Below are 23,230 nucleotides of genomic sequence, written 5' to 3'. Positions count from 1 at the left end.
TCAGCCTCCCGAAACCGGCGGGATGAAAGCGACTTCGCTGCCCGCGCGCGGCGCCTCGTCCCAGCGCGCGAACGCGCCGTCCACGGCCACGCGCAGGCGCTCGACCGGCAGCGCGAAGCCGTGACGGGCGCGCAGCGATTCGTACAGCCCGCGCAGGTCGCGCGCATCGGCCTCGACCGACTCGCTGGCGATTCCCGCGGCGTCGCGCAGGCTGGCGAAATACAGCACGGTCAACCGGCTCATGCGCCCTTCCCCGCTGCGCGGCCGAGATCGCTCTTGCCGAAATCGCGTTTGCCGCCGCGCTTGCCGAGCAGCTTCGCCGGCCCAAGCACGATCGCATGCGACAAGGCCTTGCACATGTCGTACACCGTCAGCGCCGCGATCGTCGCGCCGGTCAACGCCTCCATTTCCACGCCGGTGCGATGGGTGGTCTTGACCGCGCATTCGATCATCAACGCGTTGTCGCCGTCCCAATCGATCAGGAAACGGCAGCCGTCGATCGGCAGCGGATGGCAGAACGGAATCAGCTCGTGGGTGCGCTTGACCGCCATGGTGCCGGCGATGATCGCGGTGTCGATCACCGCGCCCTTCTTGCTCTTCAGCCCGCTGGCGCGCAGTTGCGCGGCGACCGAGGCGGGAAAACGCACGCGGCATTGCGCGACCGCTTCGCGCGCGCTGACGGTCTTGTCCGACACATCGACCATGGCCGGACGGCCGTCGCGATCGACATGGGTCAGGGAAGCCTTGGATTTCAAATCGCGGTACTCCAACGCAGTGAGAACCCGGGATCGTGCGGGCCGAACAGAAAATGCAGAACGCGCCGCCGCCCCGAGGGCTCGACCGCCTTGGACGAGGCGTGCAGCAGCAACGGTCGCATGATAAGCAGATCGCCGGGCCGCGCGGTGCATTCAGTCTCGCCGCGCGCCTTGCGCAAGGCAGCGGCGTGCGCTGCGTCCAGTTTGCCGTGGCGGTGCATCGGGGCTCCCGGCCCTCACCCCAACCCCTCTCCCGTGAACGGGAGAGGGGCTATCGGGGATTCATCGCGCGCACATCGCTCAGCCACCGATCAAGAACATCTCCACATGCCGCTTCGAGCGCGGCGCGTCCATCGCGCGCAGTTCGCTGTAGCGGTCGTTGCGGCGCGACCACAGTTCGGCCAGATGCTCGGCGAAGGCGGCTTCGCCGTGGGCGAGCGCGGGCCGCAGGTCGGTGCCTGCGGCGGCGAACAAACAGGTGTAGAGACGGCCGTCGGCGGATACGCGCGAGCGGTGGCAGTCGCCGCAGAACGGCGCGCTGATCGAGGACACGAAGCCGATTTCGCCGCAGCCGTCGAGATAGGCGTAGCGCGAGGCGACTTCGCCGCGGTAGTTGGCGTCGAGCGCGCGCATGGGCCAACGCGCGTGCAGGCGGTCGCGCAGCTCCTGCGAGGTCACCACGCCCTGCTCGCTCCAGCCGTTGCAGTTGCCCACGTCCATGTACTCGATGAAACGCAGCACGTGGCCGCTGCCGCGAAAATGCTCGGCCAGCGGCAGAATCTGGTCTTCATTGACACCGCGCTGGATCACGCAGTTGATCTTCAGCGAATCGAAACCGGCATCCTGCGCCGCCGCGATGCCGGCCAGCACGTCGGCGACTTCGCCGCGGCCGCCGGACAGGCGCCGGAACAGGTCGGGGTCCAGCGCGTCCAGGCTCACGGTCAGGCGCCGCAGGCCGGCCTCGCGCAGGGCGCGGGCCTGGCGCGCGAGCAGCGAGCCGTTGGTGGTCAGGGCCAGATCGTCCAGGCCGTCGATCCGCGCCAGCCGTTCGATCAGCTCGGGCAGGCGCTTGCGCAGCAGGGGCTCGCCGCCGGTCAGGCGCAGCTTGGTCACGCCGATGCGGACGAAACCGCGTACCAGGGTCTCGATTTCGTCGAAGCTCAGCCGCGCCGCCGCGTCCAGGCCGTAGTCGTCTGCCACGCGTTCGGCCGGCATGCAGTAGGGGCAGCGGAAGTTGCAGGCCTCGATCACCGACAAACGCAGGTCGCGCAGCGGCCTGCCGTGCCGATCCAGCGGCAAGGACGAAGGCGGCAGACCGGGGACGGCGTTCACGCGAAGACTCTCAATCGACGGCTCTCAATCGGATGCCCTCAAGCGCGGATTCTCAAGCGATGCGCACCTGCTGGGCGGTGGGTTCGGCGAGATCCACGACCTCGCCGGGCCTGCCGACACGATACCCCCGCGCGGCCAGCACGTCGCCTTCCTCGCGGCTGCCGTAGTGGTAAAGCAGGCACCGGTTCAGCAGTTCGCGCGGGTATTCGCGCTCCAGGTCCTCGATGCCGCTGTGCGAGGGATTGCCGTGCAGGGCGCAGTCGTGGGCGATCAGCTCGTCCTGGTCGGCGTATTTGGCCAGCGCCTCGGGAATCGGCCGGGTGTCGCCGGTCCACACCGCGCTGCCGCGCAGGCGCAGGCCGAACGCGGTGTCGGGCCAGTGATGGCGGGTCGCGAACACTTCCATGCGCAGGCCGCGATGCCAGAAATGGCCGCTGACCGGGATCAGCTGGAACGCGTCCCAGAAATTCACCCCGCCCTCGGCCAGCACGTTGGGGTAATCGGCCACGCGCTGCTGCAGCAGCGGCACGATCGGCGCGGGGATGTACAGCTTCGGCTTGCCGCGCCGGGCCTCGTCGAAGTAATGCGCCACGAACAGCCGCTCGAAGCCGGCGATGTGGTCCATGTGGGTGTGGGTGAGGAACAAGGCCTCAGGCATGTGGCCGTAATGGGCGAGGAAGGCGGTCAGGCCTTCGCCGCCGCAATCGACAGTCAGCCAGGGCTCGCCGTCGCGCTCCAGGGTCGCCATCGCCGAACCCAGTTCCACCGCCGACGCATTGCCGACACCGTGCAGACGCAGCCGCCAAGTCATCCCGTCCCCTTTCGAACGCTGTAAGTCTTTCTAGTAACCACGTTCCCAGGCGCGGTCATAGGCCGCGCGCAGGCGAGCGAAGTCGCGCTCGACCTCGGCCGGGCCGCGCGAGCCGCGCAATTTCAGCAGCGAGCGCTTGAGCCGGGCCAGATTGCGCTCGCGCCAGGCGGTGGCCGGAATGCGGATCGCGCCGCGGTCCAGATCGATCACCCAGCCGCGGCCGGCGGTGTCGAACAACAGATTGGTGGCGTTGAGGTCGGCGTGGTCCAGTCCGGCGCGGTGGCAGCGCGCGATCAGCCGGCCGGTCTCCTCCCACGGCGCGCCGTCGCCGGCGACCGCGGCGCGGTCGGCCAGCGAGCGCACGTCGTTGAGGCGCTCGATCAGGATCGCGGCGTAGTAATGCAGGCCGTCGCGGCGGTACCAGGCGGCGATCGGCATCGGCACCGGCAGGCCCTTGCGCGCGACCTGGCGGGTCAGGCGGAACTCGGCGAAGCTGCGGGTGAGATTGGCGCCGCGCCACCAGTAGCGGTCGCGGTTGAAGCGCGCCACCAGCCCGCCGCGCAGATAGCGCCGCAGCACCGCCTGGCCGAACGGCGCATCGACGAACCAGGCGCCGCCGCGGCCGCCGCTGTCCACCGGACGCGCCTGCTCGCCCCAGTGCGCGGGCGAGAACCACTCCGGCACGGCTTGCTGCACCCGCTCGCGGTCGAACAAAATCGCACCGTAACCGCTATCGTCGCGGTACGGCGTCAGTCCCTCGGCGGCGTCATAACCCGTCATCCGCCGGAGTCTAACAAGTCACGTGGCCCAATCGTCCCTCAGCGCCTCCCCCGCGATCTGCCTGCTGCGCCTGTCGGCGCTGGGCGATGTCACCCACGTCGTGCCGCTGGTGCGCACCTTGCGCGCGGCGCGGCCGCAGGCCTCGATCACCTGGGTGATCGGCAAGGGTGAGCGGCGCCTGCTGGAAGGCCTGGAAGGCGTGGATTTCCTCGAATACGACAAGAAAAGCGGCCTGGCCGGCATGCGCGCCCTGCGCCGCGCCCTGCACGAGCGGCCGCTGCCGGGCGGGCGCTTCGACGTGCTGCTGCAAATGCAGGTGGCGGCGCGCGCCAACTTGCTGTCGGCGTTCATTCCGGCCGAGCGCCGGGTCGGCTACGACCGCTCGCGCTCGAAGGATCTGCACGGCCTGTTCGTCAACGAACGCATTCCCGACCGCCCGGGCATCCACGTGCTCGATGCGATCGGCAGCTTCTGCGAGCCGCTGGGCCTGCGCCAGACCGAAGTGATCTGGGACCTGCCGGTACCGGAGGAGGCGCGCGAATGGGCGCGCGCGCAATGGCCGCTCGACACTGTGCCGACCTTGCTGATTTCGCCGTGTTCCAGCCACACCCTGCGCAACTGGCGGCCCGAGCGCTACGCCGCGGTCGCCGACCACGCCGCCCAGCGCGGCTGGCGCGTGGTGATGTGCGGCGGGCGCAGCCAGCTCGAACGCGACACCACCGATGCGATCCTCGCCGCGATGAAGCACCCGGCCCTGGATCTGGTCGGCAAGGACACGCTTAAGCAACTGCCGGCGCTGCTGGAGCGCGGCCAGTTGCTGATGACGCCCGATTCGGGCCCGATGCACATCGCCAACGCCATGGGCACCAAGGTGCTGGGCCTGCACGCGGCCAGCAACCCGGTGCGCAGCGGCCCTTACAGCGATCTGCGCTACTGCGCCGACCGCTACGACGACGCCGCGCGCAAGTACCTGGGCAAGTCCGCGAGCGAGATCGCCTGGGGCACCAAGATCGAACACGACGGGGTCATGGACCTGATCGCGGTCGACGACGGCATCGCCGCGTTCGAGCGCTACGTGGCCGATCATCCGGCCGTTTGAGAACCGACTTGCAAGGAACCGCACCGATGTCGCCCCGCTCTCAGGGCCAACTCACCGCCGCGCTCGATGACGGCGCCGCGTTCGACTATCTGTGCTTCTGGGGTCATCGCGTCGCCCCCGGCCAGGTCGGTAAAAGCTGCTTCAGCCAGTGGTACCCGGCGCCGTTCGAAATCGAAGGCCGCCGCTACGCCACCGCCGAACATTGGATGATGGCCGGCAAAGCGCGCCTGTTCGGCGACGAAGCGATGCACGCGCAGATCGCCGCCAGCGACGACCCGGCCCAGGTCAAGGCGCTGGGCCGCAAGATCGCCGGATTCGACGAAGCGCGCTGGGTCCAGCACCGGTACGCGATCGTGGTCGCCGGCAATCAGGCCAAGTTCGGGCAGAACCCGGCGCTGGGCGCGTTCCTGCTCGCGACCGGCGAGCGGGTCTTGGTCGAGGCCAGCCCGGTCGATCCGATCTGGGGCATCGGCTTGGCCGCGGACGATCCGGATGCGACACGGCCGGAGCACTGGCGCGGGCTCAATCTGCTCGGCTTCGCGCTGATGGACGTGCGCGAACGCTTGCGCGCAACGGGCTGACGCCAGACTGACACGATGTAACGCGGGCCAACGTCCTCAGACTGTCGCGCGCGGCATCGAGCGCGCGAAATCGGCCAGATCCTTCGGGTAGTGCGGATGCTCGCGGAACGGCGCGTCGTCCACTTCGTACAGATACGCCACCGCCGCCGCGCCGAACGCCCAGTAGCCGAAATAGCCGCCGGCGCCGCGCGGCGACTGGTGCTTGTGGCTGTCGTACCAGCCCACGCCCTGCATGGCCGGATACCACGCTTCCAGAAACCGTCCGAGGTCTTCCTGCTTTTCCTCCATCGGCGTTTGCGCGGTCGCATCCAGCAAGATGCCGTAGGGCACCGGCTGATAGCTGTCATCCAGATACGGCCGATCGGGCAGGTACTTGCCCAGCAGGTCCTCGATCAAGGCATCGTTTTCGTCCGGGCCGCCGCCCTTAAACAAGGAATGCACCGCGGGGATCAGGTCTTCGCGATGCAAAAGAATCGGCAGCGACACCAGATCCACCATGCGCACGTAGTCGTCCTTGTAGCTGAAGTCGAACAGCGGAATCGCCGGTTCGTTTTCGAAAATGCGGTTGAAATGAGCCGCGCTCTGGAAAGCCGCGACGACGGCGCCGAGCCGCTCGCGCAACTCCTCGATCGGCTCGCCCGCGGTGTAGTCGCGCACCATCATTTCGTACAGCCCGTCCGCCTTGCGGCGGTATTCGAGCCAGCGCATCTCGTCCGACAACCCGCCGTGGCGCAGCGCGTGCTCGATGTCCGCCATCGTGTGGGTACGGACATGGTCGTTGCAGAACAGGTAATAGTCTTCGCTCAACAGCGGTTGACGGCGCTGTTGATGGAAAGGTGTCGGGGTCATCGCAGGGCCAGCGCCGTCAGCAACAGCCCGCCCGGGCACAGCCAGGCGAGCAGATCGTCGTACAGCCAGCGCCGGCGGGGCGCGGTTTGGAATCGGCCATACGGCTGGAGGCTACGTCGGCGGGGTTGGTCAGAACGCGCCGGTGCCGTAGTCCTGGTAGGACTTCTCTTCCACGTAGGTCGAGCCCAGCGCCAGGTTGATCTCTTTCTTGACCCGGGCGCGCACGTCGTTCTCGACATAGACCGAACGCGCCAGGCGGATGAACTCGGCGTCGAACTCCTGCGCCTTTTCCTTGATGCGGATGTCGTCCTCGATCACCCACAGGCGCTCGTTGACGGCCTTGAGCTCGGCGCGCAGGCGGACGATGTCGCTGCCGGCGGCCGGGTGCGCCATCCAGGTCCGCTCCAGCGCGGTCAGCTCGTTGCGCACGTTGGCCAGCTTGGCTTCGTCGCTCATGCGCTCGGACTTGATCTGCAGGATCGAGATCTTGTCCAGCAGTTCGCCGAAGGACACCGGGACCAGGATTTCGGACATGGGGCGCGACCGTGGTTTGCGAAGGGGGCGATTAGTGTAGCCCCGAGCCGCGCGCGCGGGCTTGGCCGCGGCCGGGCGGATCGGCGGGCGGACGCGGCGGAAACCCGGCGGCGGCCGCTTGTGGTCGGCCGCGCCACCCCGTATCATTCGCGGCTCACTGCACCCGGAGAGGTGGCAGAGTGGTTGAATGTACCTGACTCGAAATCAGGCGTACGTTTATAGCGTACCGGGGGTTCGAATCCCCCCCTCTCCGCCAGACCAAAGAAAAAGCCCCTGTTTTTCAGGGGCTTTTTTCTTTTCTAGACTTCCGTACCCATTACTTTACCCAGCATCTCGAGCGCGTTTTCTAGCCGCAATGTAGGCCCGAATTTCCGACTCCAGCCAACGCACATTCGTGCCGTCTTCGTCGGGAACTGGGACCGGAAAGGCCCCTTTTGCGATGCGCTGGTAAATGGCCGACTTCTTCAGGCCCACTCGGTGTTCTACCTCTTGCCGCCGCAGCAGCCGTTCATTTGCCGGCATGCGCCGTTGTGCGACCGCAATCATGCCTCCCGCCAGGAAGCAGCCAGCGTTCGGCGCCGCCGGGGATCGGTGCGAACGGCGTTGTACCGCCGCAGCCAAATAAGGAAGGCGCAGAGCCGGCACCAGCGAAGTTGCGGCGAAGGATGAGTTCCTGGGGGCATCAAGGGCGCGACGCGGGATGACATTCTGGCCGCGCACCGCGTGCCGCCGCAGTTGCTGGGCATGCCGCCGAACAATACTGGCGGATTCGGCGACGCGGAAAAGGGCGCTCGTGTGTTCGCCCGCAATGAGCTGATGCCGCTGCAAGCCCGCTTCCGGCGCCTTAATGATTGGCTGGGCGAGGAAGTCGTGCGATTTCTCCGGTACGAGTTGGGTTAGTTACTTGTGCACTTGCGAGCACCCGTGAAGGAGGCAACTCCCTCCGCGCCGACAAAGCTACGGCGAAGTTCCGCGATCAACGTTTCTTCATCGTGCAATAAATTTTGAAGGCCGCCGTCAACGATAAAAAACACTCGATCCTCTGTAACGGTCAGATTCTCAAAGAAGGCGACCAGTTCACCGCTGTCTAGGTGTTTCCTCTCGATGTAGCGCACCGTCTCGACCAGGGGATATCTCAGGTCGCGATCCGAATAGGCCACGACGTAGTAGATATGGCCGACCTCAAGCGAGACATCAGTAAATTCATCAATCACTTTTGCCATTGCAGTTGTCTCACGAAAATTCAACCAGAAACGGCATTTGGTTAGATGCGTATCGTATTTAGCCTTCACCTTACGCAGTAAGGCCCGCAACGCGGGCCTTACTGCAATAGGCGTGACTTGGGAAGTGCGTCTAGACTCCAAGCTCTCACTGGCCTTGCACGACAAGAACCTCTTTCGTTTTCTTATTGAAGACAACAAGTCGCCCGATTCCTACTGGACGCGGTTTATCAACCGGTTGACTTGCAGGAATCGCTAGCCAAACCACCTCGTCTTGACACTCCTTCCGGTCTATTAACTTTTGGTCTTTAAGGTCAGATTGCAGTCGCTTTACCACTTGAGCCGGAATTATTTTATCTTCACCATGGCTCTGTTTGCATTCGCCCACCTCCTTGGCGCAGGAGGTAGATGAAAGTGCGGCAAGCATTAATATGAGTAGGCTGCGCATTTGTAGTATTTTCTCCAATATTTGTAGCCGTTCTTCATGGACTCGATATCGCTTCTGCATTTTGTATCGCAACCGGTCGCCAACGCGCTTTCCAACAATTTCAGGCAACTCATTGTTTCGGCCCACGCTTTGCATTCTGTTTCCGCACTTAACAGTACGTACTGGTCATAAGCCAATTCTTCTGGCCATGGCGATGCGCCTTTAGGCTTGTCTTTGCAGCCGCCAGGGAATCTTGTCCCCAAAAATCGTGCATGATTATTTTCATGCATCGCGGTGCAGGCACTTGTACAGGTTCCATTGCAGTTTCTAACTTCGAGATTTCCGTTGCCATCACAGGTCGTGATACCGATGGCGCCCTCGCATGAACTGCCATTTCCATTTGTTACAACAAACAACCCCTTGGGATCGGTCCAGATCGAGGGATTGCTTAGAACATAAGCATAAGTAGAAACGCCCCCAATCAGCCCGATTGGATCGCTTTGCACGTATCTTCCGACGCTTGGATCATAGTCGCGGAAATAGTTGTAATTTAGGTCACTTATGGAGTCATACTGCTGTCCCGGGAACCGCATATCTAGGACGAGCGTAGTTCCGTCTTGATCGGGATCTTGATTCGGCGCAGTGCTGCCGAACGCTTCGCTCTTCAAATCCCAGGTCCAGACAGGAACATTTCGAGCGGAATCAACAACGACGCGTGGAGTCCCGAGATGATCGGGCTCGATGTAACTAAGCTGTAGCCCACCTTCTCTTCCTTCAGCCAAAAGCCCCACAGGCAGATCATCGAGCCAAATGACTTGTTGCATCGCTTTACCAGTCTCGTCGTACATGCCGAGCCACAAGCCGTTCTCGCCAAATACTTTGTAGCGCGTAGTCGCTCCAGCGGTGCGCGCAACCTGCTCGCCCTTTGCATTGTATGTGTAGCGCGCCTTAGACACTCCGACTTGCTTAACTTCACTACGGCGTCCCAAGTCGTTGTAGACGAAACTATTAACGTCGATCTGGGTCGTGTTGCCGTTGGCGTCGTAGGCGCGAGCGCTGGTACTTCCGATTTGTGTCAGCAAATGACTCGTAGCGGGATAAGTGTAATTTTGCGTGCCTGCGGCAGTCGTCATGTTGAGACGATTACCTGTGGCGTCATAGCCATAAGCCTCGATGGGCGCCTGACTCGGCCCATCCCTCAGTGCCGTCAGTCGGTTAAGCCCGTCATAATCGAAGGTAACAGTTGGAGTCACGGAGTCGTTCTGATTTAACTTGGTCACGTTGCCGACCCAGTCAAAATCAAGGCTAGCCGATAGACCGCCAGCCGCAGCGTCTTTTACCTGGGCAACTCGGTAGTCGAGATCCACAACGCGGGTCATCTGGCGACTGTTGCCGTAGATCCACCCCGCACTTTGCCCAAACGGATAATAGGCGGCTTGGTTGACTACGATTTCGGACTGAGCGCTACCCCCACGCCGCACGCTGATCTGCGTAATGCGCGATTGACCGTCTCGCACATAGTCCACAACAGAGCCGTCCGGGTAGGTGATCGACTTGAGGCGCCCGGAAAGGGTATAGCCGTATCGAACGGCAAAATTATTCCCATTGATCAATTGACGCTTTTGAGTAACGCGGCCGAACTGGTCGTAGCAATAGCCGGTTACTCCGCTGCTGTCAGTTATCTTCGTGAGACGGCCCCGACTGAAGCGCTCATCCAGGTCGCAACCTTGTTGACCCGTATCGTACTCGTAAGCGATATTTAAGCTGGCGGTCGGAAACGATATAGCTACTGGCCGATTCAGTGCATCATATAGATAGGTTCGTGTGATGCCACGCGCATCTGTTTCGGTTTTGCGATTTCCTGCCGAGTCGAACGTGAAGAAGCTTTCTCCGGTGTCCGGGCTCTTAATCTTCACGCGATCGCCGAGTCCATTGTAGGTGTACGTTGTAACCAAACTCTTCGGGTCAGTGACCGAGATCGCCCGGTCGAGCGCATCAAATTTAAACTCAGATTTCGCGCCAACCCCGCCAACGTCTTGAACGATCTTGCTAATTCGCGAGAGCGGATCGTAATCGGTATCAGTTTTTCGACCAAGCGCATCAACGGTGACATCGTCCCGGCCGTTTTGATCGGGTGCGTAAATGGTCGTGCGGCCGTAGGCCGACGTGACTGACTCTAACTGTCCCGCGATGTTATACCCACGCGACAGCAAACGACGAAGTGCGCCGCCCGCATCTTTTGTCTCTTCCTTGATGCGGCGGCCAATACCGTTAAGCGTGTACGTGATGCTGTTGCCCAGACTGTCGTTAATGCTCGTGAGCCGGTGTGCTGCATCGTAACCGTACACAATAAATGAACCGTCCGCCTGGGTAATCTTCTTGACAAAGCCCGTTGGGAAATAATCGTAACGAGTGACCGCGTCATCGGCCTCGGAACTGTCGTCAGCGCCACGTACTTTGCGCGCGGACAACCAACCTCGATCACCGTATTCGAAATCGGTCATCACCCCGTTAATGTCTTTGGCGGAAGCGATGCGCCCGGCGCCGTCGTACCGTGTGTTCTCGGTTATGACCTGGGACAACGCGTTAGTAATCTTCCATAGATCACCTTTGCGATAAGCGCAGTTCGCCGGGCTCGCTGTGCAGCCGACCGCATCGCTCTGGTAGTAACTATAAATAGTCTTGTCTACTACGTCGGAACGCGGGCCATCGACGGAAGTGACGAGACCTAGTAGCGGGCACTCGCCTGCGTCGATATCGGCTTGTTCGCAGTAGGTCGTGGTTGTAAAGCGGATAGCGCTCGTGTCGGGGTCTACTTCCGAATAGACCAATACTTGGCCGCGCGAGTTATAGCTCCAGGTGCTCTTGCTGACCACCGCGCCGGCAGCATTCTTGACCAGCTTCTGCGTAGGAACACGTGCCGTCGTATGCCACGTAGTTTCGATCGTTCGTTTTGCGCTCGCGTCGTTCACTGCATCGACCCGTTTAATCTCTAGGCCATTTGCGTCGTAGTCGAAATCGGTGATTACTCCCGCCAGATCAATGGACTTATCTTTGTAGCCGTTGACATCCAGCGTTAGTATTCTCGAGCCGGTGCCGCCGACACAGGCCGGGCACGGCTCTTGAACCGAAGTCAGACGAAACACATCGTAGGTTTTTGTGAACGTGAACGTGCGGCTTGCGCCTAGGGCGTCGGTAACAATCGCAGTGTTGTTTGCTCCATAAGACACAGACACCTTGTCGGCGTTCGCCATGTGCTCGGTGGAACTCGCGCGGCCATCGTTGTCGTATTTGAATGTTGCGAAACGCGCCCCGTCTTCTCCGATAATGCTGGTAAGCGCGTACGGGAGACTTTGAGTGCCGCGGTTGTCGGGCTCGTTGTACTTGTACTCGCGAACGCTTCCGTCCTGAGCCTTCCGGGTGACTAGGTTGCCATTCACATCGTAGCCGTATTCGATTGTTTTACCGCTTGGGTCGGTCATGGATGCTAGACGAACTTTTCCGTCGTAGCTGAACCTGATTTCTCGTCCTCGCGAGTCCCTTACGGCAATCAGCATTCCCGGATAGGGGGCAATCGAATAATGGGTAGCCGTATCGCTATAAATAAGGTAGTGCGACTGCCCGTTGATATCAGTCTCGGCGATGAGCTTCCCTCCGGCGTCGTACTGCTCGCGCGTATTGTCCGCTCTGTCGTACTCCCAGCCAACTAAATTGCCGGCGGCGTCCAGCGTCTGTTGAAGTCGGTCGGGAACATCGGGATCGCCTATAAAGGCGCTGCCGTTCTGCGTGAATTTGAATACCCGGCCGTCTGATCGGACTGCCGTTGCAGCACTCAACCCTGGTCGGAAAAAGATCTGCCGATCATAGGTTCCGCTCCAGCGATTGCCGAAACTTGAGACGTTAGGAATGTAAAGGCTGTTGTAGGTTCGTTTGAACTCTAGGGGGAAGGTGCCCGACCCTAAGTAATCCTCTTCGATCTGAACTTTGTTTCCGGCCCCGACATTGATCGGGTTTCCTTGCATTCGCCCCAAATCATCAGTTGAACAACAGCCCAAGTTCTTTGGATTAACAGCGGGCTTTCTGCGGAGACATATGCTTACTTTTCCGTCGAAACCATAGTCCAGATTGAAACCGGGAGGACAAAAAAATAGCGACTTCCACCGTTTCCAACGAGGTACGTGATTGGGTTTCCACTTCCGCTGCTCAACGTCAGGGCCCAATTTTGTTGGCGGCCGGTTGGCTCCGGCCAAATACCCTGATCACTAAAGCTCTCCGCCCCTGACCGGGCGGCAGTACCACCGGTAAATCCTTCGCACATTTTATATGTATTGAGCGCCCACCCTATGGCCTCATCTCCGGTTCGATATCCTTCCCCGCTCCCCGACTGCTCGGGACAGCTTTTTGCGGGCTTACCCCCCTGGCAGTTTGCGCCTGCGGCGAAACACCATGCTGTGAATTTTATTGGCAGGCAGTCGTCTGTTGCGGGGGTGCAGTTCCCAGCGGCCTGGACAGTATTCGAAAAACCCAGGGCCAGAGCTAAAAGCAACATCCATTTGCGCATGACAAACCTCTAGATGGCATAACAGTTAACGCATTCCATGGACTGAACAGTCACGGAGATTCGGAATTGACTAGCATCGGTGTGGCTCTGATCTCTGTTGGCAATAGTACGGGGCCTGATTCTCAGCAACGCAAGAAATGTATGCATTTCATCGGTAGGGCGCACTGTCTGGTTCGCTTAGCATTTTACGGGTATCCACGACGATCATGGTCGGCAGGTCTGGGGGAGCAGGCGACCCGAGCAATGCTGAGGCGCCGCTGTCTCAGCTGTAGCGACGCTGTGGTCGGCCGGCGGGCCATGAGTCGAGTCGCAAATCAGGTAGACGAGATGAACGCGTAGGTCGGGTTGCGTCGGCATTGAGGTCGCTGGCGCGCGGTCGAGACCCCGCCACACCTTCCCGCTAGTTGTGCGCCTTTCGACTCAAATGCCGAAGCCCGTTCCACCCCTGGCCCGCCAGTTCGCCGCGCCGCTGAACCCACCCCTCGGCCACGACGCATTTCGACGCACTCAAGCCCTAGTTCTCACCCCTCGCCCACTGTCAGCAGCAGGGGGAAAGGACTTTGCCAATCCCTGGTCACGAACCTTGCGCAATGCATCTTCGACCGACTTATAAGCCTTCTTGGCCGACTCATCCGTATCCGCCAAGAACTTGTCAATTTCCTCTACGCGCTTCGCAAGTTCACCTTCTCGCTTAACGGCCTGCTTTTTGAGTTCCGCAACCTCGACATTAGACTTATCTATTGAACTCTTGCTTTCGTTGACAATGATCGTATTGTCATCCGCTTCCTTCGCCAATGTGGCAAGGCGTGTATTTGTCGACTCTGCCAACGCATTCGCTGATTCAATCGTGGTCGTCGCTTCAGCGATCTGCTTTGCGTTGCCCTCAACCTGAACACTAAGGTCCAGAATTCTCTTTGCCGCAGTCGCAGCCGCAACGACACTCTCCATGCTTTCAGCGCTTCTATCGGCCAGCAGCTTTGCAACTTCTTTATTGAGGCTCGCTTGACGACGTGTCAGCGCCGATAGCTGAGACTGAACGTTGTGGGAAACGTCAAGGAACTGCGCACTTAGCAGCCAGCTCACACCGTTCGACGCCGCCGATGAAACAAGGGACGAGAGGTTGTTTAACTGAGCGGCAAGTGGCGCGTCCGCAATTCCAACTTCTGGTGAGGTGGTCCAGTATCCCCTGTCATCCAACGTGGCAAGCGTCTGCTTCCACCTGCCGAAAAGTTCATCCATAGACGCGTAGGAAAGCGGATAGCCATAGGTGCCAAAGTCCCCTTCCGCCGGTCGCCGCTCCTTCAACTGCTCCCAATTGCTCAGGAACGCCGTCAAGGCGTCCGTACTCTTGCTCACTCGTCCATCCCCTATATCTCCTGCAACAGGTCGAACCCGTAATACTCAGCTGACGTTTGTTACAAAGTTACACCCATTACAAGGGGGATAGATAGGTGCCCCCGGGCGTGGTCACCCCCGTTAAAGCCGTCTGCTCCGTTGAGGTCGCCAACGATGTTGCACCTTTTATTGCAACCTATTAGCGGGGCGTAATACCGGGGACTGTTACACCCGGCATCGGCAGTCGCCGACCGGTCGCCGCTCCGTAAAGTGGCGCACGCGCCCTGTCGCCTCATAAGAGAAGGCCGCCCGATGGGCGGCCTTTGAGGTTATTCCGGCTTGGGTTTGTGCTCGGCACTTAAGTAATTTCCAGGCCGTCATTAACACCGTGCGCTTTGCGATCAGTTGCCCGCGCCGATACGCCTTCTCGGTCTTGTCCTTGATGACGTGCGCCAACGCCATTTCAACAATGAAATTCTCGGTCTCGGTCTCCTCGGCCGCCCAATCGCGAAAGGAAGAACGGAATCCATGCACCGTGTACTGCGGGAAGCTGAGCTTGTTCGGCTTTTGCAGCAGATAGAGCACCGTGTTTTCGGACATCTGGAATGGTGGTTTGTTCTTGGGCAAGGACTTGAGGATTTCCAACGCCTCCTCGCCCAACGGCACTACATGCTCCTTGCCGCCTTTCATCCGCTCCGGCGGGATAACCCATTTCGCCTTGTCTAGATCGAACTCCCGCCAGTCCGAGCCGGTGGTTTCCTCAGTCCGCACCGCCGTCAGAATCGTAAAGCGCAACGCCTTGGCCGAGCGGCCGGTGCGTTTACGCAGCTTCGCCATTAGCGCCGGTACTTCTGCGTAGGGCATCGCCGCGTGGTGTTTGACCTTCTTAATCTTGGACGCTTTGGGGAGAGCGTGTTCCAAGTGGCCTTTCATCCGCGCTGGGTTTTCCCCGGTGACCAGCTTTTCATAGTGAGCGTGCCCCCATATACGCTCAATGCGCCCGCGCAACCGCGTAGCCGTTTCCGTCTTCTCCATCCAAATCTTGCGCAGGCACGCCAACACAACCGCGTCGGTCACATGCTCCAGCGGCAAGTCGGCTTTAGGTCCGTAATCCTTCAACGATTGCCGCCATTGGGCGGCCTGAGCGTCGTTCTTCCATTCCTCAGACACCTTAGTGATGTACGCGTCGCAGACCTCGACCGATGTACTCCTTTCGCCATGCTCTCTCCTACCCATGCCTGTACCCATGTTTGGGCGGCGGATCATAGCGGAACGAAACGGACTTATGCGGAACGTCTTTTCTTTAACAACAACGACTTACAACCGAAAAGCGGACCGATATGGACCGATGCGGAATGGTGATGGCGGCCCCCCTCTCCGCCAGATACGCACAACGGGCCCCTCGTGGGCCCGTTGTGTTTTTCGCGTTTTGCCGCGGCGCGCCCGATCGCGCCCGATCGCGCCCGGGCCGGACGCCGGCCGGGAGCGGAGCGCATCGCGCCATGCGGCCGCGCTTCGTTTTCGACTGAGCAATCCGGACAAGCCTCGCGCACGGCCCTTCATCGACGGTTTGGGCGCGTTGGGCGAGTCTCGATCCACGGCGGCACCGATCCGCACAAGGGCGAGGACTTTATCGATATCGATGGACCGCGACCGGCGCGCAAGCAATCTGGCGCACACGCGGTCTTCATCGGCGCTCATGCATGAAGCCGTGCAGGGATCACGCTTTCTTGCCACACGGCCGCTCGGTCGCGATGATTCCGTTTTCAGCAATGGCACACCCGACGACGCGAATGGCATGACCGGCAGATGATCGAATTCGGACACCTCACGCACGTCGGCCTGCGCCGCGAACTCAACGAAGACACCTATTACGGTGACAGCGAACTCGGCCTGTGGCTGGTCGCCGACGGCATGGGCGGTCACGAATACGGCGAGGTCGCCAGCGCGCTGGCGCGCGAGGCGATCGTCCGCGAGGTCCGCAACGGCACCGCGCTGGCGCAGGCGATCCGGATCGCCGACGAGGAGATCATCCGCACCTCGCGCCGCCGCAACGACGCGCTGCCGATGGGCACCACCGTGGTCGCCGCGCGCATCAACGGCAATCGCTTCGAAGTGGCCTGGGTCGGCGACAGCCGCGTGTACCTGTGGCGCGACGGCCATCTGGCCCAGTTGTCGCAGGACCACAGCTACGTGCAGGAGCTGATCGCCAACGGCGCGATCACCCACGAACAGGCGCGCAGCCATCCGCACCGCAACGTCGTCACCCAGGCGCTGGGCGTGACCGACCCGCGCAACCTCAACGTCGAGACCATGACCGGCGAACTGCGTCCGGGCATGCAGTTGCTGCTGTGCAGCGACGGGCTGACCGAGGAAGTGGACGATCGCAGCATCGCCCGCGTGCTGGCGCACAACGACTGCAGCGCGCAGGAATGCGTGGACTCGCTGGTCGCCGCGGCGCTGGACGGCGGCGGCTCGGACAACGTCACCGTGGTGCTGGTGCGCAGCCACTGAGGCGCTGAGCCTCTCGCTACGCTGGCCCGGAGCGGCGCACGCCGCGACCACGCCACCGCATCGGCCGGCGCGAGCGCCGGCGCGCGGACTCAGGCCTCGACGGCCTGCGCGGTTTCCAGCGGCTCGGACAGATCCCACACGCACTTGCCGGCCTTCTTGCGCAGCTTCTCCAGCCGCGCCTGGTGCGCGGCCATTTCATCGGCCAGCACGATCACGCGCGGACGCGGCGCGCTCAGATCGACCTGGACGTCGAGCTTCTTGTGCTGCGCGGCGGCGGACGGATCGCCGAAGCCGATTTCTTCCTGGCCCGAGGTCAGGCCGATATAGACCTCGCCCAGCAACTGGGCGTCGAGCAGCGCGCCGTGCAACTGGCGATGCGAATTGTCCACGCCCAGGCGTTTGCACAAGGCGTCCAGCGAATTGCGCTGCCCCGGATAGCGCTGGCGCGCCAACTGCAGCGAGTCTTCGATGTTGGGAACGTGATCGGCCAGCTTGCCGTACTGCGCGCCGCAGATCGACAGCTCGTTGTTGAGGAAGCCGACGTCGAAGGCCGCGTTGTGGATGATCAGCTCGGCGCCCCGGATGAACTCCAGGAACTCCTCGACCACCTCTTCCATGCGCGGCTCGTTGGCCAGCCGCTCCAGCGACAGGCCAGTGACTTCCTGCGCGCCGGCTTCGAAGTCGCAATCGGGCTTGACGTATTTGTGGAAGTGGCGGCCGGTCGGGCGGCGCTCGATGAACTCGACGCAGCCGATTTCGACCACCCGGTTGCCGCGCTCCCAGCTCAGGCCGGTGGTTTCGGTGTCTAGGATGATTTGACGCATGCAGGGATTGTCTCAGAAGCCAGGAACGAGTGGCGTACAAAGCGAGGCATTAGGAAGGAGCGACGAGGCCGAGTTTCCTCCTCGTTGCTCTGTGTCGTCGCTCGATTGCGGAACTACGGCCTGTATGGCCTGAGCCGCTCCGCCTGCACCCGAGCCAAGGTATCCACGCGCTCGTTCTCCGGATTGCCGGAGTGGCCCTTGACCCATTTCCATTCGATCTGATGACGCTGGCTGGCCGCGTGCAGGCGTTCCCACAGGTCGCGGTTCTTGACCGGGTCGCCGCCGGCGGTTTTCCAGCCGCGCCGCGCCCAGTTGCCGATCCATTCGGTGATGCCCTTGCGCACGTACTGCGAGTCGGTGGTCAGCACCACCTGGCACGACTCGCTGAGCGCTTCCAGGCCCATGATCGCGCCCATCAGCTCCATGCGGTTGTTGGTGGTGTCCGGCTCGCCGCCCGATAGCTCGCGCTCATGGCTCTTGTAGCGCAGCAGCGCCGCCCAGCCGCCGGGGCCTGGATTGCCGAGGCAGGCGCCGTCGGTGTGGATGTCTACGGTTTTGTCCGCGCCTTGGTTGGTTGGGCTCACGCAACGACTACTCAGTAAAACGGCCGGGCATTATCGCTGCTTATCGTCGCGGCGCGCGGCGCTGGCGCCGCGATGCGCGGCGGCGTCGCGCGGGATCAATCCGGTCTGCCAACGCAGTTGCTGCAGGCGCGAGGGCGGAATCGCGGCGTGCACGCGCTTGGTCAGGCTCAGGGCGACGCCGGCGCGGACCACGTCGGCCGCGCCGATCCCAGCTTCGCCATGAGCGACCCGCCAGCGCGGGCCCAGCCATTGCAGGCTGACCGGATCGGAGGCGAAGCCCGAGGCGCGCAGCATCGCCTGCCAGTGGCCGGCGTCGCGGGCGATCAGGCCGCTGCGCGCCCAGCGCAGGCGGTACGGGCTCCAGGGATTGAGCGTGGCCAGCCACAGGCGCCCGCCCGGAGCGAGGATGCGCGCGCACTCGCTGAGCAGCGGCTGCGGATCGGCGCCGTCGTCGAAGACGTGCTGCAGCAGCACCGCGCCGAAGCCTTCGCTGGCCAGCGGCAGCGGCAGGCGGCAGCGCAGCGGGCCGTCGAAGCCGTCGCGGCTGCGGCGCAGGGCCACGCCCCGGCCCGGCGGCGGCGAGGCCGCGGCGACCCCGAACCAGGCCCAGGGCAGGCTCGGGCTGGCCGCCAGCACCGGCGCCATCGCCGCGGCTTCCACGTCCAGCAGGCCATGCCCGGGCACCTCGCCGAACCAGCGCAGGGCCGGGCTGGAATCGTGATCGGGTTGACGGCCGTGGGACAGGGCGGGCATGGTCGCGTCTCGGTGTGTGGGGCCGGGATTCGGGAATCGGGAATCGGGAATCGGGATTCGGGATTCGGGAATCGGGAATCGGGAATCGGGAATCGGCAGAGCTAGAGCATAGTCCTGTCGCGACCGGATCGATTCCAGCGCGCGCCAGAGCAACCAGCCTACTGCCAAGCGGCCCTGCCCGCGGGGCGACAGCCAGGAGTCCTCACAATGCGGTTGCTCGCCCTGCCCGCCCTCAGCGACAACTACATCTGGGCCTTGTCCGGCGACGACGAAGCCGCGGTGATCGTCGATCCGGGCGACGCCGCCCCGGTCCTGGCCGCGGCCGCGCACGGCCTGCGCCCGGTCGGAATCCTGCTGACCCACCACCACGACGACCACATCGGCGCCACCCCGGCGCTGCGCGAGCGCTGGCCGAACATCCCGGTGTTCGCCCCCGACGACGGCCGCATCGCCAGCGCCACCGCCCAGGTCGGCGACAGGGTCAAGATCCACGTCGATGGCTGGACCCTGGACGTGCTGGCCGTGCCCGGCCACACCCGCAGCCATATCGCCTATTACCTGGAGCGCGGCGGCCGCGCGACCGACCGCATCGTGTTCAGCGGCGACACCTTGTTCAGCCTGGGCTGTGGCCGCCTGTTCGAAGGTACGCCCGCCCAGATGCTGGCCTCGCTGACCCGTCTGGCGGCCCTGCCGGACGACACCCGGGTCTGCTGCGGCCACGAATACACCCTGTCCAACGCCGCCTTCGCGCGCGTGGTCGAACCCGACAACCCGGCGCTGCAACGCCGTACCGAACAGGCCCAGGCCATGCGCAACGCCGGACGCCCCACCCTGCCCAGCTCGATCGCGGAAGAACGCCAGACCAACCCGTTCCTGCGCACGCGCCAGCCGGGGGTGATCCGCGCGATCGCCCACCGCCTGGGTCGCGAGCCGGCCGACGAGGTCGAGACCTTCGCCGAACTGCGGCGCTGGAAGGACGGGTTCCGCGCGTGAGACCGGCGCGCGCCCTGGCCCGGGCGGCTTCGCGCCGGCCGTTGCACGCGGCCCTGGCCGCCTGCCTGTGCCTGAGCGCGGCCCTGTCCGCGGCGCCGGCGTTGGCGGCCGACGCCGCCCAGCTGGCGCCGCCGCCGGCCGCCGACCCGGCCAACGACACCGGCCCGACCCGCAACGGCCGCGACATCTACCAGCGCTTCCGCGACGGCCTGGCCGACAAGACCTGCGAACCCGGGGTCAGCAGCCGCTGGCGCCAGCACTTCGCCACCGCGCCCAAGCGCCTGGCGGCCAAGGACGACGACCTGCTGCCGCTGTTCGGCTACGTGGTCGATGCGCTGCGCGAAGCCAGCCTGCCGACCGAATACGCGCTGATCCCGTTCGTCGAAAGCGGCTACCGCCCCGGCGCGCGCAGCGCCAGCGGCCCGGCCGGACTGTGGCAGATGATCGCGATGACCGCGCGCAACCACCGCGTGCCGATGCGCGAGGGCTACGACGGCCGCCTGTCGCCGGTGGAGTCCACCCAGGCCGCGGTGCGTTACCTGAAAACCCTGCACGGCATGTTCGGCGGCGACTGGCGGCTGACGGTGATGGCTTACAACGCCGGCGAATACCGCGTGCTCAACGCGGTCAAGCGCGGCGGCCAGAGCATCGCCGCCACCCGCCACGACGACCTCACCGGCCTGTCTGACATCACCACCGCCTACGTGCGCAAGCTGCACGCCCTGTCGTGCCTGATGGAGCAGGCCGACGACCGCGCCGAATGGCTCAGCGCGCTGGACCGGCCGGTGCCGCGGCTGGCCGCGGTGACGGTGCCGGCGGAGATCGACAGCATCGGCGAATGGGCCGCGCGCACCGATCAGGACTCGGCGCAGTTGCTGCGCCTGAATCCGATGTTCGACAACGGCCGCATCGTTCGCCCCGGCGGCCAGCGCGCGCCGCTGCTGGCGGTGGCCGCCAGCGCGATCGGCACGCCCGGATCGAGCGCGTCCGCGCTCGCGCTCGCGGGCGGCGAATTGCTTCCCAGCGCCGATGCGGGCAGCGATGCGAATGCCGGGGCGAAGGTGTTCTCCACTGCATCGGCGGCGAACGAAGCGGCTTTCACTTCCGGTTCGGCCGAAGCGTCCGATACCGCCGACAGCGACGGCAAGAAAACCAAAGCCGGCAAGAGTGTTGCCGCGGCGCCGCGACGCCACACCGTCGGCCGCGGCGAGAACGCGTGGACCATCGCCAAGCGCTACGGCATGCGCGCGGCGGATCTGCTCAAGCTCAATGGATTGAATGCGAAGACGGTGCTGAAGCCGGGACAGGCGTTGTTGATCGATGGGCCTAAGTCGGGGCGGAAGTAGCGCGTTTCCCCTGATAGAAAAAGCCCGGCGATACCGGGCTTTTTTGTTCTTGCGCTACCGTGCGGGGAGCATCCGACCTTGCGCGCCGCGAAGGTTCAATTCACCGCAGCAACCGCCTCGGCCTGCTTGCGCTTGCGCGAAGGCCAAAGCATCGTCACGATCGTCACCCCGCCGAGCAACCAGCTGTAGTGCACGTTGCCGATCAACTCCAGCGGCGAGACCTTGCTCAGCGACGCCGCCAACAGAATCTGCGCGCCGTACGGCAGCACGCCCTGCGTCACGCAGGCGAAGATGTCGAGCACGCTGGCTGCGCGCGCCGGCGGCACGTCGTGCTGTTGCGCCACATCGCGCGCCAGGCCGCCGCTGATCAGGATCGCCACGGTGTTGTTCGCGGTGAACACATCGGTGGTCGCCGACAACGCGGCGATGCTGATTTCGCCCGCGCGCCGACTGCGATGACCACGCGCGAACTTGCCGATCACCCGCGCCAGCCACGCCAGTCCGCCGGCGGCTTTCATCAGCGCGCCCAGGCCGCCGACCAGCAGCGACAGCAAGGTGATCTCGACCATGCTCTCGAAACCGTCCCAGATATGCGTGGTGTAGGCGGCGAAACCGAAGTCCTCCGCGAAGAACACGCCGAACAGTCCGGCGATGATCAGGCCGATGCTGAGCACGATGATCACGTCGATGCCGGCGATGGCCAGGCCCAGCACGATCAGATAAGGCAGGATCAGCCACGGCGACACCGGGTCGGGCGTCTGCACCGGCGCGGTTTCGCCGAGGAAACCCAGCAAGATCAGCGTGCCCAGCGCCGCCGGCAGCGCCAGCTTGAGGTTCTCGCGGAATTTCTCCCGCATCGTGCAGCCCTGGGTGCGGCTGGCGACGATGGCGGTGTCGGAGATCACCGACAGGTTGTCGCCGAAAGTCGCGCCGCCGATCACCGCGCCGAGCACCAGCGCGCGATCAAGGCCCGACGCGTCCGACACGCCCAGCGCGATCGGAGCGACCGCGGCGATGGTGCCCATGGACGTGCCCAGCGACATCGAGATGAAACCGGCGACCAGGAACAACGCCGGCAGCAACAAGGCCGGATGCACGTTGCCGACGCCGAGGGCGACGATCGCATCGACCGCGCCGATCGCCTTGGACACTTCGACGAAACCGCCGGCCAGCAGAAAGATCAGGCACATCAGCACGACGTTGTGATCGCCCATGCCGTTGAGCAACGTCTCCAGCGGCTTGATCCCGCGCCGCCAGGCGATGAACGCCGCCAATGCCAGCGCCGGCAGGATCGCCACCGGCGCATGCAGTTGGTAGAACCCCATCGCGTCGCCCTGCGCGGTGAAATACAGCCCGGCGCCGAAGAACAGCGCCAGGAACAGCAGCAGCGGCGTCAGCGCGAGCCCGCTCGGGGACAGGGGCGCGCCGGACTGGGACGGTTGATTCATCGCTTCATCCGAATGGATTCGAAAACCGTGCGATTTTGCAGTGCAGCATGGCGCGTGTCGAGTGCCGGGGGTGGAATGCTGTGTGGGCGGAAGCTGCGGGTTTCTTGTGGGAGGGGCTTCAGCCCCGACGCTTTTCTTACAGGTATCGGCGTCGGACCGGAAAGCATCGGGGCTAAAGCTCCCTCCCACAGGGACCTCGCGACAGCGCCAAGCCATTGAAAACTGAACGAGCCGGCCTTCCCGCTGGGCCCGTCATCCCGAGAGTGCCGGGGTGGAATGCTGTGCGAGCGAAGCCGCGAGTTTTTTGTGGGAGGGAGCTTTAGCCCCGACGCTTTTCTTGCAGCTATCGGCATCCGGACCGGAAAGCATCGGGGCTGAAGCTCCCTCCCACAGGGACCTCGCGACAGCGCCAAACCATTGAAAACTGAACGAGCCGGCCTTCCCGCTGGGCCCGTCATCCCGAGCGTGCCGGGGGGAATGCTGT

23 protein-coding genes, 1 tRNA gene and 1 pseudogene are annotated in these 23,230 nt (G+C 63.4%); 7 read left to right on the top strand and 18 right to left on the bottom strand.

The genetic code is table 11. The annotated features are described in order from the left end of the window. From J7J50_RS17600 to J7J50_RS17580, 6 genes are all read right to left on the bottom strand, one after another. The gene (locus J7J50_RS17600) at positions 1-243 is read right to left on the bottom strand and encodes a MoaD/ThiS family protein (RefSeq protein ID WP_215059031.1); all 243 of its coding nucleotides are present in this window, start codon (positions 241-243) and stop codon (positions 1-3) included. Continuing rightward, complete coding sequence (gene moaC / locus J7J50_RS17595) at positions 240-755, bottom strand: cyclic pyranopterin monophosphate synthase MoaC (RefSeq protein ID WP_285222317.1); 516 nt, start codon at positions 753-755, stop codon at positions 240-242. The genes J7J50_RS17600 and moaC overlap by 4 nt, the downstream gene beginning before the upstream one ends. Then, positions 752-976 (bottom strand): hypothetical protein, encoded by a 225-nt coding sequence (locus J7J50_RS24875; RefSeq protein ID WP_251044641.1) that lies wholly within the window; start codon positions 974-976, stop codon positions 752-754. The genes moaC and J7J50_RS24875 overlap by 4 nt, the downstream gene beginning before the upstream one ends. Before the next feature lie 79 nt (positions 977-1,055). Further along, positions 1,056-2,087, bottom strand: coding sequence for a GTP 3',8-cyclase MoaA (gene moaA, locus J7J50_RS17590; protein WP_215059035.1), 1,032 nt, complete (start codon positions 2,085-2,087; stop codon positions 1,056-1,058). A gap of 52 nt (positions 2,088-2,139) precedes the next feature. Beyond that, positions 2,140-2,898 carry an MBL fold metallo-hydrolase gene (locus J7J50_RS17585; protein WP_215059037.1) on the bottom strand — a complete coding sequence of 253 codons (759 nt, stop codon included), beginning with the start codon at positions 2,896-2,898 and terminating at the stop codon, positions 2,140-2,142. A gap of 30 nt (positions 2,899-2,928) precedes the next feature. Beyond that, positions 2,929-3,678: a 3-deoxy-D-manno-octulosonic acid kinase gene (locus J7J50_RS17580; RefSeq protein ID WP_215059039.1), complete on the bottom strand. Its 750-nt coding sequence runs from the start codon at positions 3,676-3,678 to the stop codon at positions 2,929-2,931. 22 nt (positions 3,679-3,700) lie between these two features. On the opposite strand from J7J50_RS17580, the gene J7J50_RS17575 reads away from it, so the two are divergent. Beyond that, positions 3,701-4,777, top strand: coding sequence for a glycosyltransferase family 9 protein (locus tag J7J50_RS17575; RefSeq protein ID WP_343222537.1), 1,077 nt, complete (start codon positions 3,701-3,703; stop codon positions 4,775-4,777). Positions 4,778-4,803: 26 nt separating this feature from the next. Continuing rightward, entirely contained in the window at positions 4,804-5,358 is a 555-nt protein-coding gene (locus J7J50_RS17570; protein ID WP_215059041.1) for an NADAR family protein, read from the top strand. A gap of 36 nt (positions 5,359-5,394) precedes the next feature. Here J7J50_RS17570 and J7J50_RS17565 read toward each other — a convergent pair whose 3' ends face one another. Then, positions 5,395-6,207: a PoNe immunity protein domain-containing protein gene (locus J7J50_RS17565; RefSeq protein WP_215059043.1), complete on the bottom strand. Its 813-nt coding sequence runs from the start codon at positions 6,205-6,207 to the stop codon at positions 5,395-5,397. A gap of 129 nt (positions 6,208-6,336) precedes the next feature. Then, complete coding sequence (locus J7J50_RS17560; RefSeq protein WP_057942326.1) at positions 6,337-6,741, bottom strand: DUF6165 family protein; 405 nt, start codon at positions 6,739-6,741, stop codon at positions 6,337-6,339. Between the two features lie 165 nt (positions 6,742-6,906). On the opposite strand from J7J50_RS17560, the gene J7J50_RS17555 reads away from it, so the two are divergent. Then, positions 6,907-6,997, top strand: a tRNA-Ser gene (locus J7J50_RS17555). A 65-nt stretch (positions 6,998-7,062) separates the two neighbouring features. Here the strand turns inward: J7J50_RS17555 and J7J50_RS24870 are convergent. Next, on the bottom strand, positions 7,063-7,263 hold the full coding sequence (locus J7J50_RS24870) for an AlpA family phage regulatory protein (RefSeq protein ID WP_251044644.1): 201 nt from the start codon (positions 7,261-7,263) through the stop codon (positions 7,063-7,065). 124 nt (positions 7,264-7,387) lie between these two features. On the opposite strand from J7J50_RS24870, the pseudogene J7J50_RS24865 reads away from it, so the two are divergent. Beyond that, positions 7,388-7,641, top strand: a pseudogene (locus J7J50_RS24865) (capsid portal protein); the annotation flags it as partial. Here J7J50_RS24865 and J7J50_RS17545 read toward each other — a convergent pair. The 5 genes from J7J50_RS17545 to J7J50_RS17525 form a co-directional block, all read right to left on the bottom strand. Then, positions 7,638-7,964 carry a hypothetical protein gene (locus tag J7J50_RS17545; RefSeq protein WP_215059047.1) on the bottom strand — a complete coding sequence of 109 codons (327 nt, stop codon included), beginning with the start codon at positions 7,962-7,964 and terminating at the stop codon, positions 7,638-7,640. The pseudogene J7J50_RS24865 and the gene J7J50_RS17545 overlap by 4 nt on opposite strands. A gap of 145 nt (positions 7,965-8,109) precedes the next feature. Continuing rightward, positions 8,110-8,409, bottom strand: coding sequence for a hypothetical protein (locus tag J7J50_RS17540; RefSeq protein WP_215059050.1), 300 nt, complete (start codon positions 8,407-8,409; stop codon positions 8,110-8,112). Then, positions 8,388-12,410 (bottom strand): RHS repeat-associated core domain-containing protein, encoded by a 4,023-nt coding sequence (locus J7J50_RS17535; RefSeq protein WP_215059052.1) that lies wholly within the window; start codon positions 12,408-12,410, stop codon positions 8,388-8,390. The genes J7J50_RS17540 and J7J50_RS17535 overlap by 22 nt, the downstream gene beginning before the upstream one ends. Positions 12,411-13,456: 1,046 nt before the next feature. Then, positions 13,457-14,305 (bottom strand): hypothetical protein, encoded by an 849-nt coding sequence (locus J7J50_RS17530; protein WP_215059054.1) that lies wholly within the window; start codon positions 14,303-14,305, stop codon positions 13,457-13,459. A gap of 204 nt (positions 14,306-14,509) precedes the next feature. Beyond that, positions 14,510-15,532, bottom strand: coding sequence for a site-specific integrase (locus J7J50_RS17525; protein ID WP_215059057.1), 1,023 nt, complete (start codon positions 15,530-15,532; stop codon positions 14,510-14,512). A gap of 561 nt (positions 15,533-16,093) precedes the next feature. On the opposite strand from J7J50_RS17525, the gene J7J50_RS17520 reads away from it, so the two are divergent. Then, positions 16,094-16,798 (top strand): PP2C family serine/threonine-protein phosphatase, encoded by a 705-nt coding sequence (locus J7J50_RS17520; RefSeq protein ID WP_215059059.1) that lies wholly within the window; start codon positions 16,094-16,096, stop codon positions 16,796-16,798. Positions 16,799-16,887: 89 nt separating this feature from the next. Here the strand turns inward: J7J50_RS17520 and dnaQ are convergent, their stop codons facing one another. From dnaQ to J7J50_RS17505, 3 genes are all read right to left on the bottom strand, one after another. Then, positions 16,888-17,622, bottom strand: coding sequence for a DNA polymerase III subunit epsilon (gene dnaQ, locus J7J50_RS17515; RefSeq protein WP_215059061.1), 735 nt, complete (start codon positions 17,620-17,622; stop codon positions 16,888-16,890). Between the two features lie 113 nt (positions 17,623-17,735). Continuing rightward, positions 17,736-18,206: a ribonuclease HI gene (gene rnhA / locus J7J50_RS17510; protein WP_215059063.1), complete on the bottom strand. Its 471-nt coding sequence runs from the start codon at positions 18,204-18,206 to the stop codon at positions 17,736-17,738. 30 nt (positions 18,207-18,236) lie between these two features. Beyond that, entirely contained in the window at positions 18,237-18,959 is a 723-nt protein-coding gene (locus J7J50_RS17505; RefSeq protein WP_251044640.1) for a methyltransferase domain-containing protein, read from the bottom strand. A 207-nt stretch (positions 18,960-19,166) separates the two neighbouring features. Here J7J50_RS17505 and gloB point away from each other — a divergent pair, with 207 nt between their 5' ends. Both gloB and J7J50_RS17495 read left to right on the top strand, forming a co-directional pair. After that, positions 19,167-19,952: a hydroxyacylglutathione hydrolase gene (gloB, locus tag J7J50_RS17500; protein ID WP_215059065.1), complete on the top strand. Its 786-nt coding sequence runs from the start codon at positions 19,167-19,169 to the stop codon at positions 19,950-19,952. Beyond that, entirely contained in the window at positions 19,949-21,298 is a 1,350-nt protein-coding gene (locus J7J50_RS17495; protein ID WP_343222535.1) for a transglycosylase SLT domain-containing protein, read from the top strand. The genes gloB and J7J50_RS17495 overlap by 4 nt, the downstream gene beginning before the upstream one ends. Before the next feature lie 95 nt (positions 21,299-21,393). On the opposite strand, the gene J7J50_RS17490 is transcribed toward J7J50_RS17495, so the two are convergent. Next, entirely contained in the window at positions 21,394-22,746 is a 1,353-nt protein-coding gene (locus tag J7J50_RS17490; protein WP_215059066.1) for a Na+/H+ antiporter NhaC family protein, read from the bottom strand. Positions 22,747-23,230: the final 484 nt, after the last annotated feature.

It is taken from the genome of Lysobacter sp. ISL-50 (assembly GCF_018612875.1).
Classification (GTDB): Bacteria; Pseudomonadota; Gammaproteobacteria; order Xanthomonadales; family Xanthomonadaceae; genus Lysobacter.
The sequence above is the reverse complement of the archived record's forward strand: the minus strand, read 5'-3'. Positions and strand labels throughout refer to the sequence as shown.

What these genes read in the sequence shown, in the direction of transcription:
- J7J50_RS17600 (WP_215059031.1), bottom strand. Translation starts at nt 243, where the DNA reads ATGAGCCGGTTGACCGTGCTGTATTTCGCCAGCCTGCGCGACGCCGCG.
- J7J50_RS24875 (WP_251044641.1), bottom strand. Translation starts at nt 976, where the DNA reads ATGCACCGCCACGGCAAACTGGACGCAGCGCACGCCGCTGCCTTGCGC.
- J7J50_RS17585 (WP_215059037.1), bottom strand. Translation starts at nt 2,898, where the DNA reads ATGACTTGGCGGCTGCGTCTGCACGGTGTCGGCAATGCGTCGGCGGTG.
- J7J50_RS17580 (WP_215059039.1), bottom strand. Translation starts at nt 3,678, where the DNA reads ATGACGGGTTATGACGCCGCCGAGGGACTGACGCCGTACCGCGACGAT.
- J7J50_RS17570 (WP_215059041.1), top strand. Translation starts at nt 4,804, where the DNA reads ATGTCGCCCCGCTCTCAGGGCCAACTCACCGCCGCGCTCGATGACGGC.
- J7J50_RS17565 (WP_215059043.1), bottom strand. Translation starts at nt 6,207, where the DNA reads ATGACCCCGACACCTTTCCATCAACAGCGCCGTCAACCGCTGTTGAGC.
- J7J50_RS17560 (WP_057942326.1), bottom strand. Translation starts at nt 6,741, where the DNA reads ATGTCCGAAATCCTGGTCCCGGTGTCCTTCGGCGAACTGCTGGACAAG.
- J7J50_RS24870 (WP_251044644.1), bottom strand. Translation starts at nt 7,263, where the DNA reads ATGCCGGCAAATGAACGGCTGCTGCGGCGGCAAGAGGTAGAACACCGA.
- J7J50_RS17545 (WP_215059047.1), bottom strand. Translation starts at nt 7,964, where the DNA reads ATGGCAAAAGTGATTGATGAATTTACTGATGTCTCGCTTGAGGTCGGC.
- J7J50_RS17540 (WP_215059050.1), bottom strand. Translation starts at nt 8,409, where the DNA reads ATGCGCAGCCTACTCATATTAATGCTTGCCGCACTTTCATCTACCTCC.
- J7J50_RS17535 (WP_215059052.1), bottom strand. Translation starts at nt 12,410, where the DNA reads ATGCAAGGAAACCCGATCAATGTCGGGGCCGGAAACAAAGTTCAGATC.
- J7J50_RS17525 (WP_215059057.1), bottom strand. Translation starts at nt 15,532, where the DNA reads ATGGGTACAGGCATGGGTAGGAGAGAGCATGGCGAAAGGAGTACATCG.
- J7J50_RS17520 (WP_215059059.1), top strand. Translation starts at nt 16,094, where the DNA reads ATGATCGAATTCGGACACCTCACGCACGTCGGCCTGCGCCGCGAACTC.
- dnaQ (WP_215059061.1), bottom strand. Translation starts at nt 17,622, where the DNA reads ATGCGTCAAATCATCCTAGACACCGAAACCACCGGCCTGAGCTGGGAG.
- J7J50_RS17505 (WP_251044640.1), bottom strand. Translation starts at nt 18,959, where the DNA reads ATGCCCGCCCTGTCCCACGGCCGTCAACCCGATCACGATTCCAGCCCG.
- gloB (WP_215059065.1), top strand. Translation starts at nt 19,167, where the DNA reads ATGCGGTTGCTCGCCCTGCCCGCCCTCAGCGACAACTACATCTGGGCC.
- J7J50_RS17490 (WP_215059066.1), bottom strand. Translation starts at nt 22,746, where the DNA reads ATGAATCAACCGTCCCAGTCCGGCGCGCCCCTGTCCCCGAGCGGGCTC.